Raw genomic sequence first — 11,862 nt, 5'->3', positions numbered from 1 at the left:
GATACCGGGCTTTTGGACCGAAAGAAGCTGTCTCAAGCTCGTATTTTCCGTTCTCATCAAAGCCAGTGGACATTGGAGAAGGGTACCCATGGGGGAGATGGAACTCAAAAGAATCGATGCCTTAAGGAAGAATTGGCATTGGATAAAAGCCTAAGAGAGGAAATGGAGGCAAAGGAGGTAGTCAACGTCTAATGCCGGGCTTCTCGTTTTTACAGGAAACAAAGGACTTGACCACCCCCGAACTTAGAATAATTTTGGATTTTACATTGTGATTTTTCATTTTTCACTTTGGATTTTTCATTGAAGGTAAATTCTTAGCTGTGCGAACCTGAATTTTGCCAAAGTACAGAATGTTCAGTGATTCATGACCCCTATATTATTGATATCTAGCACAATTGTTGTAGTATGAAGTTTATGTACATCATGTGAATCGGGTGGTGTTGTGGTGGTATCAACGCCAAATATAATAGAAGCATATAATCTGGTGAAAAAATTCGATGGATTTGAGGCTGTTAGGGGGGTAACTTTTTCGGTAAGGAGGGGGGAGATTTTTGGTTTTTTGGGTCCCAATGGGGCGGGGAAGACCACGACCATCAATATGCTTTGCACTCTATTCAAACCCACTTCCGGCAGGGCGGTAGTTAATGGATTTGATGTAAGCAAAGACCCAGACGCGGTGCGTCAATCCATAGGGTTGGTCTTCCAGGATCCCAGCCTGGATAATAGACTCACCGCGAGAGAAAATCTCGAGTTTCACGCCATGATCTACAATCTCTCCGTGGAGGAGATGCAGGAGAGGATATCGGAGGTCCTTCGCCTCGTGGAGTTGGAGGAAAGGCAGAATGATTTAGTCATCAATTTTTCCGGTGGCATGAAAAGACGATTGGAGATCGCCCGGGGTCTTCTACATTATCCAAAGGTTCTCTTTTTGGACGAGCCCACTTTGGGTCTAGATCCTCAAACCAGGAATCATATCTGGCAATACATTCACGAGCTAAAAAAGCGAGAAGACATCACCATTTTCTTGACCACGCACTACATGGACGAAGCCGAGAACTGCGACCGTGTGAGCATCATCGATTATGGAAGGATAGTGGCTCTGGATACCCCAGATAATCTGAAGAAGCGAGTGGGTGGGGATATCATTCAAATTAAAACGGTTGACGATGATAAAGCATTGAAGGAAATCGAGGCAAAATACAATCTTTCGGTGGGCCGCGATGGCTCCGGTTTGCGTTTCAATATCACCGATGGATCAAGATTTATACCCGAATTCATCGGCACTTTTGGTGTGAAGATAACCTCCATCAATTGGAGACGCCCCACACTCGATGATGTATTCCTTGAATTGACGGGTCATGCCATCAGGGATGAAAGTGCAAGTCCTTTGGATATATTGAGACAAAGTACCAGGATGAGAAAACGATAATTGAGGTCTAACCTTCGCCCTAAGTTAAATCTTCGTGTGTTATGAATGAGTGAAGTTTTCTTGTCTAGAACTAGCAAACATGGGGGAGAGTAGGTATGAAGGAACTGAAGGGCATTTATACGATTTGGTTGAGAGATGTTAAGAGATTTTGGCGCGACAAACCGCGAATAATAGGCGCCATCGCTCAGCCCGCTCTATTTTTATTCATTTTGGGGACGGGTTTGGGCAGAGGTCTCGTTAAAGCTTTTGCCCATGGTGGTTTCATCCCCGGGGTTGAGGACTACGTGGTCTTCATATACCCGGGCATCATTGGGATGACCCTCCTTTTTACCTCAGTTTTTTCCGCATTATCCATCGTCTGGGACAGAGAATTCGGTTTCCTAAAGGAGGTTTTGGTTGCTCCAATATCTCGCTCGGCGGTGGCTTTGGGGAAAGCCCTGGGTGGGGCCACGGTGGCGCTTCTTCAAGGAACGCTCATGCTCGTCTTCGCACCCCTCATCGGAGTGAGCCTTACATTTGCAATGGTTATTAAACTTTTGATCCTCATGTTCTTGGTTTCTCTCTCCTTGACTTCCATGGGAATAGTCATCGCTGCTCGGATGAGGAGCATGGAGGGTTTCCACATGATCGTGAATTTTTTGACCCTTCCCATGTTTTTCCTATCTGGAGCCATGTTTCCGGTAAGGGGCTTACCGTTGTGGATGGATTATCTCGTGAGAATTAATCCTCTAACCTACGGTATTGATATCCTCCGGTATACGGTGATTGGATTCAGGGAACACTCGATTTCCGGGGATCTCTCGGTGGTCATGGGCTTCGGTTTGACCATGATTTGCTTGGGGGTCTTCGAATTCAACCGGCAAGAGTAAATTAGGTAGCAGACTATTGACAGAAGGATGAGGGAGAATTATTATTTGAAAAATACCATGGCGAGGTGGCTGAGGATATCCCAGGTGACCTTTATCTTGGCGAGTAATCCTTCGTTGAGATAAAGGTTTTTTCTTCAAATTAATTCTTTAGCGGATTTCCGGGAGGCGATAGCAGATGTATGTGATAGTGGTGGGTTGCGGGCGCGTGGGAGCACAGCTGGCAACGATGTTGGCCGATGAGGGCCACGACGTCGTGGTGATCGATAGAAGGCCCGATTCCTTTAAACGTTTGGGTTCCGGATTTAATGGTCTTACCTTGGTTGGAAATGGTTTTGATCAGGAGGCTTTGAAGAGGGCGGGCATAGACAAAGCCGATGCCTTTGCTGCAGTCACGGATCTGGACAATGCCAATATTATGGCGGGTCAGGTAGCAAAATATGTGTTTAAAGTTCCTCGGGTGGTATCCAGGGTTTATTATCCCGATAGGGAGCACACTTATCATAGACTCGGTCTGGAAACTGTTTGTGGCACCACCATGGTGGCTCGATTCATCCACGATAAAATCGTTGGGCGATACTTCGTTCCACATTTCAGTCTGGGAGAAGATGGAGCGGAGATCGTGGAATTTCCCGCTTCTAAAACGATCATCGGACGAAAAGCCTCCGAAGTTGAACTGTTGGGAGAGTTTCGCCTCGTTTCCATCTTGAGGGATAAACGGGTTCTAATCCCCACCCCAGATACCAAAATTGAGGAGGAGGATACCATTATAGGCGTGGTCAAATCCGCTGCCGTTGAGAAGATCAGGGAATCTTACGATCTTAAGTTCGATTGAAAGGAAGTGGGGAAAATGTACATAATCATCGGTGGTGGGGGCAAAGTCGGAGCGGCATTGGCGAAGACTTTATCTTTAAAGGGTCACACGGTGGTGATGGTTGAGAAAAGTGGGGAGAAATGCGAAAGGATTGCCGAGGAATCTCCCAATGTTTTGGTGATAAAGGGAGATGCCTGCGATATCAGATATCTTGAAGAGGCGGGAGTGGACAGGGCGGATGTCCTAGCCGCCGTCACTGGGGATGACGATGATAACCTGGTTATGTGTCAGCTCGCCAAGGAGACTTTCAATGTTCCCAGGGTTGTAGCTCGAGTCAACGATCCCAGGAATGAAAATATCTTTCTTACCTTGGGGATAGAGGCCATATCGAGCACCACGGTCATCGCCAAGCTCATCGAGGAGGAAGCCACCATTGGGGATATCATCACCCTGCAAGCGCTCAAGAAAGGAAGACTCGCGCTGGTGGAACTGGATCTTTCCCAAGATAGCCCCGTAGCCGGCAAGAAGGTCTCTGAACTCGGATTTCCTAAGGATTGTGTTCTGGTCTCCATCGTGAGAGGCGATGAGATAGTCATTCCCAGGGGTAGCACTGTGCTGCAAAGCGGCGATGGTGTTATTGCCCTGACATCAGTGGAGAAAGAGGAAAATTTCAGAAATATCCTGCTCGGAAAGGACCAGCCAAGTAGACGTTGAAGTAGGTGGTGCAAATTATGAGGGAGAAGACAAGTCGCTATCTTGGTTACATCGTGGGCATAGGAATAGAAATCTTCTTCGCTCTGACCATAATGTCAATTGCCTACGTCGTGGGCTGGATCTTCTTGAGGTGTTTCTAGTGCTACTTCGCCCCACGCTTTTGGACTTCAAGATCGTTGGTTTTTATACTGGAACATTGATGCTGGGCGTGGGCATGGCCAAATCCATTCCCCTTGTCGTTTCCCTCCTCTGTCGAGAATGGAACGGGTATTCGCTCTCCTTGGAGTAATTTTTGCCGCGGTTAGGGTAAGTGATTGGGAGGATTAAATGTTACTGCGTCCCAGAAAATCCGATTTTAAGCTCATCGGTTATTACATTGGTAAGGTTATAATCATCGTTGGGCTTTTGATGTTCATCCCCTTGGCTGTGGGGTTGCTGTATCGGGAGTGGAGCGCTTGCATAGACTTTATCGTGGGGGCGACCGCCTGTTTTCTCGTGGGATATTTATTGGTCATTTGTTGCCGACACGAAGCCACCATGTCTTGGATGCATGGAATGGTGGTTGCCTCGGTTTCGTGGATAATCGCTATGGTTATGGGAGCTTTACCCCATTTCCTAAGCGGACACTTTGGAAGCTACCTCGATGCCTGCTTCGACATCATGAGCGGGTATACAACTACTGGTTTATATCTGCTACAGGATTTGGATCACATCTCTTATGCCTTGAATACATGGAGGCATCTTCTTACCTACGCTGGGGGGCAGGGGATCATAGTGATCGCTCTGACCTTCTTGGTCCGGGGCGCGGGTTTAGTCAAAATGTATGTGGGAGAGGCCAAGGAGGAACAACTCTTACCCAATGTCATTAACACCGCTCGAGCTATTTGGTTCATAAGTTTGACCTATCTTTTTCTGGGCTCATTGGTCCTTTGGATTGCGGCGATGTACGAAGGGATACCGATGCCCAGAGCTCTTCTTCATGGCATCTGGTTGTTCATGGGAGCCTGGAGCACGGGGGGTTTTGCACCACAGTCTCAAAATCTCCTTTACTACCATAGCTTGCTTATAGAGATATTGACTCTGATCATCTTCGTGATAGGCTCTTTTAATTTCGCCGTTCACTATGCAATGTGGACGGGCAATCGGAGGGAGATCTATCGGAACATCGAGCTACTTTCATTCTCCACCACGCTAATAGTCCTCTTCGTTTTGGTCACAGCTGGTCTGATGAGGACGGGCATATATTCAGATGCCATTGAAATTTTCAGGAAAGGTTTTTATATTTTGGTCTCTGGGCATACGACCACGGGTAATCAAACCATTTATGGTGGGCAATTCATCGAGCAATGGGGTCCACCGGCCATGTTGGCTACCTGCATCGCAATGGCCATTGGCGCGAGTACCTGTTCAACTGCGGGAGGCATAAAGGGTTTGAGGGTGGGCATCGTATTCAAAGCATTGGTTCAAGATATAAAGAGGGTTATCCTTCCAGAATCCGCTTTGGTAGTGGAGCGAATTCATCACATCAAGGAGATCGTATTGGATGAGAGAATTATACGTTCAGCGGCTTTAATCACCCTCTTATATGTCGTTTCATACATTTTTGGTGCCTTAGTGGGCATTTATTGCGGCTACCCTCCCTTTCAAGCATTATTTGATGCGGTCTCCGCGGGGAGCAATACTGGACTTTCCTGCGGAGTAACCTCGCCAAACATGCCTGCTCTAATGAAAGTAACCTACATCTTCGAGATGTGGGCTGGCAGAATGGAGTTCGTCTCAGTTTTTGCCCTTATCGGCTTCATAGCATCCGGGGTGAGAGGTAAGTGAGGTTGCGATTAACTTTTTGCGCGATCATCATACTCTTGCTGGTAACCTCCACGGCAATGGCCGCTTCGATCCCGAGTACCGAACTAATTGAGAACTCAAGGAAATTTGATGGGAGGAAGGTCATCTATCGGGGAGAGGTTGTGGGCGATGTGATGATAAGAGGGAATCATGCCTGGATAAATGTTTACGACGGCAAAAATGCACTTGGGATATGGTGCTCTGCCGATTTAGCCAGGAAGATAAGGTATAAGGGAGAGTATAGGTACCTTGGAGATACGATTCTCATTGAGGGAATCTTTCATCGAGCCTGTCCTGAACATGGTGGTGATATGGATATTCATGCCATCAAGGTAGACGTGATAAAGAGCGGACATACGGTTGCCCATCCTTTTAATATAAGAAGGGCTTTCATAGCCCTCGTCCTTTTGATGATAAGTGGAGGGCTGTTTGTGATCAATCGATTGAAAGTAAGAAAGTTGCAAGGCAGCGGCTGAGGTCTTAACAAATTTACCCTCTTGTCCTATAATCTGAACCAGGCGGATGTAGTTCAGTTGGTAGAACGTCAGCTTCCCAAGCTGAAGGTCGCGGGTTCAAGTCCCGTCATCCGCTCCACTCTGATTGCTTCGAGTAACTCAAACCTTTGGTGAGAAGGCAAGCTTGCATTAAATGAAATACAGCATAATAAGCTCTTGATGAGGCGGATTCGTAACCTCCCCCTGTGAGTAGAATCTTTGCAGCTTCTAGGGAACGGTTAGCTTTGTTGATGATTGCTCTGAGGGTATTAAGTAACTCTTCGTTCAAAGAAGAATCCCCTCTTTTTGGCATTCATTACAAAGGGTTCATACTTCTTCATCTCTAGCTCCTCTTCAGTAAAAACAAAAGCGGTTATTACCATGCCCCATTCGCAGAGCATTTCTGCTTCGATATCGGAAACCTTCTTTTTTATTGCCGAAGTTACCTTGTCAAATACGAGAATAAAGTCGAAATCGGATTCCTCATCGTGGTCTCCCCGGGCGCGTGAGCCAAAGAGAATAACCTCTTTAAGCTGCTGTCCAAACTCTTTCTTTACTCTGTTCAAGAAAATATCTAAACCTGTGTCCACTTTTGGCTCCATCTTTTTCTCATTTCTTATTTTTTTCTCATGGGACTCGATAAATTTTTTGATATCCGATTCTCTAAATCTCACTGCGCGCCCAAATTTGTAGCACTTCAACTCCCCCCGCCTCACGAGGCGGTAAAGAGTGATTCGACTGATGTTTAATATCTCCATAACTTGTTTTGCCCTGAGCATTCTTAATTTCTTATTGTTTCTCATTGTATCTAAAGCTTAATTTTTTTCTGGGGAATTGCAAGTTCTTCCCCGAAAAATTTTCAATCCTTTTTCTGCGATCCATAAGAATGTTTCCAATTCTTTATGGGTGAGCCCTGCTCTTAACCTTCTTCCTAGTTCCTCAAGTTCTTTTTTGAGTAACCCAATTTTTCTCTCATTTTAAAATTTGAAAAAAGCACTCTAATCTTATTCATCAAATATATGTTTCTAATATAATTGGTGAGTAATTATTTCTCTAGTTGTGGGTAATTACTACACCAGTTAATGGGTACTTATTACACTAGTTTCGCCTTATTTTTAACCATTTTTGACCTGAAATTGAGGGTTATAGTTGGTGGTCCTCTTGGCTAAATGTATAGTCCTGCTTCCTGTAAGTTTCCAACATAAGCTCTTTATCTTCTCGAATCCAATTCAGCGCAACAATCTTAATGGGTATGGTGACCCTAAAGATGGGGGTACGCCTCTCTTTGATGAGATAACCGGTAAACGCATCGATCGATACGAATATATTTTAAAAAATATCCAGATAGACCTTGGAAACGCTGATGACTCCAAACTGCTTCTGAACTTTACTCAAAAGAAAGTAGCTTCGTCAAGAGGAAAGTAAAACGGAAAGCCATTTGCTCAGGATTTGTCAATTTCTGAGTCAAACGGATATTCGAAGAGACGAGGAACGGAGCCAAATCCACCTTGAGACTTCCAAAATCCCATCAATAGAAATGCGATTCTTGAACTTTTTAGAAAGATTTGAATACTTTAACCTGGCCCAAAAGAAAATGGCTTTAGAAAGCCAAAATTTGGAAGTGGACCATCTTGGATTTGAACGCCTTAAAAATACTTTATCGCAGCAATTTGAACTCCAGGTTTTTAATGAAAAATTGAATTTAAATCATTATTCCACGAAAAATAGGCGTCTTGACAGGAATGAGCAAAAGTATTATATATTTTAGTCGAAATTGAAACGGGGCTTCGCTAATATAGCCGCGCTGCTCCTTAATTTGGGAGCTTTTTCTTTATTTCCCTGACGAGTTAATTTTTTGGCGAGGGAGGAAAGCTCGTGTCTTTGGCTATTTTGGCGGGAATTGCCGCACTTTGTGCAGTCTGTGGACTTATCACGGCTGCCTGCTATGCTTATACCGTCCTCGAGCATCCCGTTGGGACCGAAAAAATGGCTGAAATTTCTCGCGCCGTCCAAGAAGGCGCAAATGCCTTTCTGAGCAGGGAATATAGATCTGTAGCCATTTTTTTGGTGGTCATAGCAACGCTCATTTTCTTTCTCATCAGCAAACTAACGGCGATTGCTTACATATGTGGAGCCTTTCTCTCCGGATTGGCCGGTTTCATAGGTTTAACCATAGCCACCCGAGCCAATGCCAGGACCACAAAGGCGGCTGAGGAGGGAGTGGCGGAAGCCCTGGGAGTGGCCTTTCGTGGCGGGGCGGTCATGGGCCTGATGGTGGCAGGTCTTGGTCTCTTCGGTTTGAGTATTTGTTATCTCGTCTTCCAATGTTGGCTAAATCTTCCCAATGCCCCGGATATCATCGCCGGCTTTGGTCTGGGGGCGAGTTCAATTGCTCTCTTTGCTCGAGTTGGTGGCGGGATTTATACCAAAGCCGCCGACGTGGGAGCGGATTTGGTGGGCAAGGTTGAAGCGGGTATCCCCGAGGATGATCCCAGAAATCCAGCGGTAATCGCCGATAATGTGGGGGATAATGTTGGCGATGTAGCGGGCATGGGAGCGGATTTGTACGAGTCTTATGTGGGTTCCATCGTTGCCCCCATTGTCTTGGGTGCCATACTCCTTGGTTGGAAGGGCATGGTTTTGCCCCTTCTCATCGCATCCGTCGGCATTATCTGCTCCATTCTCGGTTCTCTTTTTGTGCGAGCTCGAGAGGAAGTTCACCTTAGTCGAGCCCTGAGCATGGGGACTTACTCTGCTGCTCTTTTTACCACTCTCGCTTGTGCTGTGTTGGTGTACCTCATGTTGGGAGCCGGCAGGATGGGTTTCTTCTGGTCGATCGTGGTTGGATTGGCTGCGGGAATGGCCATTGGTCAGGTCTCCGAATATTACACCTCCGATAAATACAATCCCGTCAAGGAGATCGCGCAGTCTTCGCTCACCGGTGCCGCAACGAATATCCTCGCGGGAATTTCTGCGGGGATGGGAAGCACCGCCTTTTCCATCATCATCCTCTGTGTGGCGATCTTCATTGCGTACATAGCTGGAGAGGCGGCGATGAAAGGCGTGGTAATCAACGGGGTTGGTGGGGGAGTTTACGGCATTTCGCTTGCGGCTATTGGCATGCTCTCCACCACGGGAATAGTCGTCTCCGTGGATGCTTATGGTCCCATCGCCGACAATGCTGGCGGTATCGCCGAGATGGCGAAAAGACCTCCTAAGATAAGGAGAATTACCGATAGCCTGGATGCGCTGGGCAACACAACGGCTGCCATTGCAAAGGGATTTGCCATTGCTTCAGCTGCGGTCACTGCATTGGCTCTCTTCAAAGCCTTTTGTGCCGTCTGTAAGCTTCCAACCATCGACATCGCCCGCGCCGATACGATCATCGGGCTATTTCTGGGAGGGATGTTCCCCTTCCTCTTCTCATCATTGGCCATTAAGGCCGTGGGAAGGGCGGCCTTCAAGATGATTGAGGAGGTAAGACGGCAATTCAGGGAAATCCCCGGTTTGAGAGAGGGTAAGGAGGGTGCTAAACCCGATTATGCCAAGTGTGTCGATATATCAACCGCAGCCGCATTGAGGGAGATGATCATCCCCGGCTCCATCGCCGTGTTTAGTCCCATCCTCATCGGTTTATGGAGTCCTCAAGCACTTGGTGGTTATCTGGCTGGAGCGCTGGTTTGTGGTTTCTTGATGGCCATCTTTATGGCCAATGCCGGAGGAGCTTGGGATAATGCCAAGAAATACATTGAGGCCGGGAATCTCGGCGGGAAAGGGACACAAACCCACGCGGCATCCGTGGTCGGAGATACCGTTGGGGACCCATTCAAGGATACCGCTGGACCATGCATGAATATTTTGATAAAGGTCATGACCGTGGTGGCCTTGATATTTGCTCCACTATTCATCAGATAAATAAATGTCATGGGACACGGGTCATGGCCCATGGGTTAAAAATCCTTCACCAGTCCCCTATTTATTAACTAAACTTTTGCATCTATCTTTAAATTTCACCTATGCCCTGGACGTAATTCCAGCAAAAAGAGCTTCTGTCGTAGCGATTTATGTCTAACCTATAAATAATATATTTCACCCTTTACCTTTTTATTTCTACCTAGTTCCCAGCCCTCAAAGCCTTTTTCGTTCTGGCTCATTTAAACCGATGATTTTGGAGGATTTTGGAGGTTTAAGCCTAATTTTTAAGATGGGCTAGAGGGGCGATAACCAATGATTTGGTCCAAGGAAAGTGAGATATTCTTGAAAATTTTGGAGAAGGCGATAGGGGAGATAAATTGTTTGGCCGAAAGGATAAGGAGTTGTGTAAGATGCAGTTTTCGAAAAGCTTGCGAACAGCCACTTCCCGGTGCCGGCTATCCCCTTGCCGATATCATGTTCGTTAAGGGTGCGCCGACCAAGCTCGAGGATTCAGAAGGCATGGCTTTCTTTGGGAATGTGGGGGAGGCTTTATACAAAGCCTTTGGTAGATTGAATATGGATATAACCGATGTTTACGGTACAAATGCTGTGAAATGTTTTTTACCCGATGTCCAAAGTGTGTCCATCGAACACATCGAAGCATGCAAAGAGTATTTGAAAACCGAGATAGAAATATTGGGACCAAAGGTGATCGTGGCCATGGGACCATTGGCTTTTGCCTTTTTAAAGACGATTTCCTTGGAGGAATATAAGGATTCTTTCAGTCCCGGAAAAGTTTTTAAATTAAGACCTGATATGCAGGTTCTTTTAACACATGATCCGGAACAGGCACTAAAAAATCCTCAGGCAAAGAGGGAATTTTGGCAAGATTTGAAGAAACTCAGGCAAATTTTGGGGGGAGTAAGCTGAATCACCCTTCCTCGACTTCGATGGCTCCCATGGGACATTCTTCCATGCAAGTCCCACAACCTTCGCAAGCATCCTCATTGACAACGGCGACGATATCATCCGCCATTTCAAGAACGCCATTGGGGCAGCTATCAACACAGATACCGCAGCCAGTGCATTCTTCTGCATCTATTATGGGTCTGGCCATAATTTTCACTCCCTTTTCGTTCAAGGATATTTTTTCTCTAACTTTATACAAGAATCGGGACTTCTTGTAAAGGAGAATTTTAAAAAAAGAAGAAATTTTGATTTGGGAGTGATTTTCCTGAAATCGAGCAAACTTTTCCTTTTAATCCCATTTTTTCTCGCTTTTTGCATGGGGATTTTTCGAGGAGAATTCGGCATAATTCTTCGCAACGCCATCCATATCTGCCTTTCCTGTCTAGGGATCAAGTGATGAACAGAAATCGAAGAAAATACCAGATATTCTCCTCCATATTTTCCAATGCTTATTTCCTTTCCTTTTTGAAGTTTTTTCCTTGCCCCTATCTAAATTGCTATGCTTGTCCATTGGCCAGTTTTGCCTGTCCCATTGGAACCATTCAACATTTCGCGATAATAAGGTCCATACCTTTCTTGACCATTGGGATTTTGGGGATGGTGGGGGTGTTGGTGGGCAGGATGACTTGCGGCTGGCTTTGTCCCTTTGGGTTTTTACAGGATCTTTTGGCTAGAATTCCCGTTCCCAAGCTGGGTATTCCCGATGGTTTGACTTATTTTAGATTTTTAGTTCTCATATTCCTCGTTATCCTAATCCCCCTTTGGGTAGGGGAGCCCTGGTTTTCTAAGCTTTGTCCCATGGGAGCTCTGCAAGCT

Annotated in this window: 15 protein-coding genes, 1 tRNA gene and 1 pseudogene; 13 read left to right on the top strand and 4 right to left on the bottom strand. The window is 46.1% G+C overall.

The genetic code is table 11. The features are described 5' to 3' along the window. The first annotated feature begins 442 nt into the window (after positions 1–442). The 9 genes from AB1466_00775 (at position 443) to AB1466_00735 (ending at position 6,262) form a co-directional block, all read left to right on the top strand. Positions 443–1,429: an ATP-binding cassette domain-containing protein gene (locus AB1466_00775; protein MEW6188636.1), complete on the top strand. Its 987-nt coding sequence runs from the start codon at positions 443–445 to the stop codon at positions 1,427–1,429. A gap of 95 nt (positions 1,430–1,524) precedes the next feature. Then, positions 1,525–2,298 (top strand): ABC transporter permease, encoded by a 774-nt coding sequence (locus AB1466_00770; GenBank protein MEW6188635.1) that lies wholly within the window; start codon positions 1,525–1,527, stop codon positions 2,296–2,298. A 175-nt stretch (positions 2,299–2,473) separates the two neighbouring features. Further along, on the top strand, positions 2,474–3,130 hold the full coding sequence (locus AB1466_00765) for a TrkA family potassium uptake protein (GenBank protein ID MEW6188634.1): 657 nt from the start codon (positions 2,474–2,476) through the stop codon (positions 3,128–3,130). A 15-nt stretch (positions 3,131–3,145) separates the two neighbouring features. Next, positions 3,146–3,823: a TrkA family potassium uptake protein gene (locus AB1466_00760; protein MEW6188633.1), complete on the top strand. Its 678-nt coding sequence runs from the start codon at positions 3,146–3,148 to the stop codon at positions 3,821–3,823. Between the two features lie 17 nt (positions 3,824–3,840). Beyond that, entirely contained in the window at positions 3,841–3,963 is a 123-nt protein-coding gene (locus AB1466_00755; GenBank protein ID MEW6188632.1) for a hypothetical protein, read from the top strand. After that, a complete protein-coding gene (locus tag AB1466_00750; GenBank protein ID MEW6188631.1) occupies positions 3,963–4,112 on the top strand; it encodes a hypothetical protein in 150 nt (49 codons plus the stop codon). The genes AB1466_00755 and AB1466_00750 overlap by 1 nt, the downstream gene beginning before the upstream one ends. Before the next feature lie 38 nt (positions 4,113–4,150). Then, complete coding sequence (locus AB1466_00745; GenBank protein ID MEW6188630.1) at positions 4,151–5,650, top strand: potassium transporter TrkG; 1,500 nt, start codon at positions 4,151–4,153, stop codon at positions 5,648–5,650. Further along, positions 5,647–6,144: a DNA-binding protein gene (locus AB1466_00740; protein ID MEW6188629.1), complete on the top strand. Its 498-nt coding sequence runs from the start codon at positions 5,647–5,649 to the stop codon at positions 6,142–6,144. Before AB1466_00745 ends, AB1466_00740 begins: the two co-directional genes overlap by 4 nt. Positions 6,145–6,186: 42 nt before the next feature. After that, positions 6,187–6,262 (top strand) — tRNA-Gly (locus tag AB1466_00735). On the opposite strand, the gene AB1466_00730 is transcribed toward AB1466_00735, so the two are convergent. The 3 genes and pseudogenes from AB1466_00730 to AB1466_00720 form a co-directional block, all read right to left on the bottom strand. After that, positions 6,251–6,475, bottom strand: a complete 225-nt coding sequence (locus AB1466_00730) for a HEPN domain-containing protein (GenBank protein ID MEW6188628.1) — start codon at positions 6,473–6,475, stop codon at positions 6,251–6,253. The two genes, AB1466_00735 and AB1466_00730, sit on opposite strands and share 12 nt — an antisense overlap. Continuing rightward, the gene (locus AB1466_00725; GenBank protein MEW6188627.1) at positions 6,432–6,764 is read right to left on the bottom strand and encodes a nucleotidyltransferase domain-containing protein; all 333 of its coding nucleotides are present in this window, start codon (positions 6,762–6,764) and stop codon (positions 6,432–6,434) included. Before AB1466_00725 ends, AB1466_00730 begins: the two co-directional genes overlap by 44 nt. Before the next feature lie 39 nt (positions 6,765–6,803). Then, a pseudogene (locus AB1466_00720) lies at positions 6,804–6,941 on the bottom strand (helix-turn-helix domain-containing protein). 382 nt (positions 6,942–7,323) lie between these two features. Between AB1466_00720 and AB1466_00715 the strand changes: the two are divergent. From AB1466_00715 to AB1466_00705, 3 genes are all read left to right on the top strand, one after another. Further along, positions 7,324–7,587, top strand: coding sequence for a hypothetical protein (locus AB1466_00715; GenBank protein MEW6188626.1), 264 nt, complete (start codon positions 7,324–7,326; stop codon positions 7,585–7,587). A 474-nt stretch (positions 7,588–8,061) separates the two neighbouring features. Then, positions 8,062–10,077, top strand: a complete 2,016-nt coding sequence (locus AB1466_00710) for a sodium-translocating pyrophosphatase (GenBank protein ID MEW6188625.1) — start codon at positions 8,062–8,064, stop codon at positions 10,075–10,077. Positions 10,078–10,389: 312 nt separating this feature from the next. Further along, positions 10,390–11,007, top strand: coding sequence for a uracil-DNA glycosylase (locus tag AB1466_00705; GenBank protein MEW6188624.1), 618 nt, complete (start codon positions 10,390–10,392; stop codon positions 11,005–11,007). Between the two features lies 1 nt (position 11,008). Here AB1466_00705 and AB1466_00700 read toward each other — a convergent pair whose 3' ends face one another. Further along, complete coding sequence (locus tag AB1466_00700; GenBank protein MEW6188623.1) at positions 11,009–11,194, bottom strand: 4Fe-4S binding protein; 186 nt, start codon at positions 11,192–11,194, stop codon at positions 11,009–11,011. 248 nt (positions 11,195–11,442) lie between these two features. Between AB1466_00700 and AB1466_00695 the strand changes: the two genes are divergently transcribed. After that, on the top strand, positions 11,443–11,862 hold a 420-nt coding region (locus AB1466_00695), incomplete at its 3' end, for a 4Fe-4S binding protein (GenBank protein ID MEW6188622.1).

The sequence above is a fragment of the Actinomycetota bacterium genome (assembly GCA_040755895.1).
GTDB lineage: Bacteria > Actinomycetota > Aquicultoria > Subteraquimicrobiales > Subteraquimicrobiaceae > Subteraquimicrobium.
Note: the sequence above shows the minus strand (reverse complement) of the source record. Positions and strands in the feature narration are given on the sequence as shown.

Bases quoted from the DNA above. Each gene is read 5' to 3' on its own strand.
- AB1466_00770 (MEW6188635.1), top strand. From the start codon at position 1,525: ATGAAGGAACTGAAGGGCATTTATACGATTTGGTTGAGAGATGTTAAG.
- AB1466_00765 (MEW6188634.1), top strand. From the start codon at position 2,474: ATGTATGTGATAGTGGTGGGTTGCGGGCGCGTGGGAGCACAGCTGGCA.
- AB1466_00760 (MEW6188633.1), top strand. From the start codon at position 3,146: ATGTACATAATCATCGGTGGTGGGGGCAAAGTCGGAGCGGCATTGGCG.
- AB1466_00755 (MEW6188632.1), top strand. From the start codon at position 3,841: ATGAGGGAGAAGACAAGTCGCTATCTTGGTTACATCGTGGGCATAGGA.
- AB1466_00745 (MEW6188630.1), top strand. From the start codon at position 4,151: ATGTTACTGCGTCCCAGAAAATCCGATTTTAAGCTCATCGGTTATTAC.
- AB1466_00730 (MEW6188628.1), bottom strand. From the start codon at position 6,475: ATGCCAAAAAGAGGGGATTCTTCTTTGAACGAAGAGTTACTTAATACC.
- AB1466_00725 (MEW6188627.1), bottom strand. From the start codon at position 6,764: ATGGAGCCAAAAGTGGACACAGGTTTAGATATTTTCTTGAACAGAGTA.
- AB1466_00705 (MEW6188624.1), top strand. From the start codon at position 10,390: ATGATTTGGTCCAAGGAAAGTGAGATATTCTTGAAAATTTTGGAGAAG.
- AB1466_00700 (MEW6188623.1), bottom strand. From the start codon at position 11,194: ATGGCCAGACCCATAATAGATGCAGAAGAATGCACTGGCTGCGGTATC.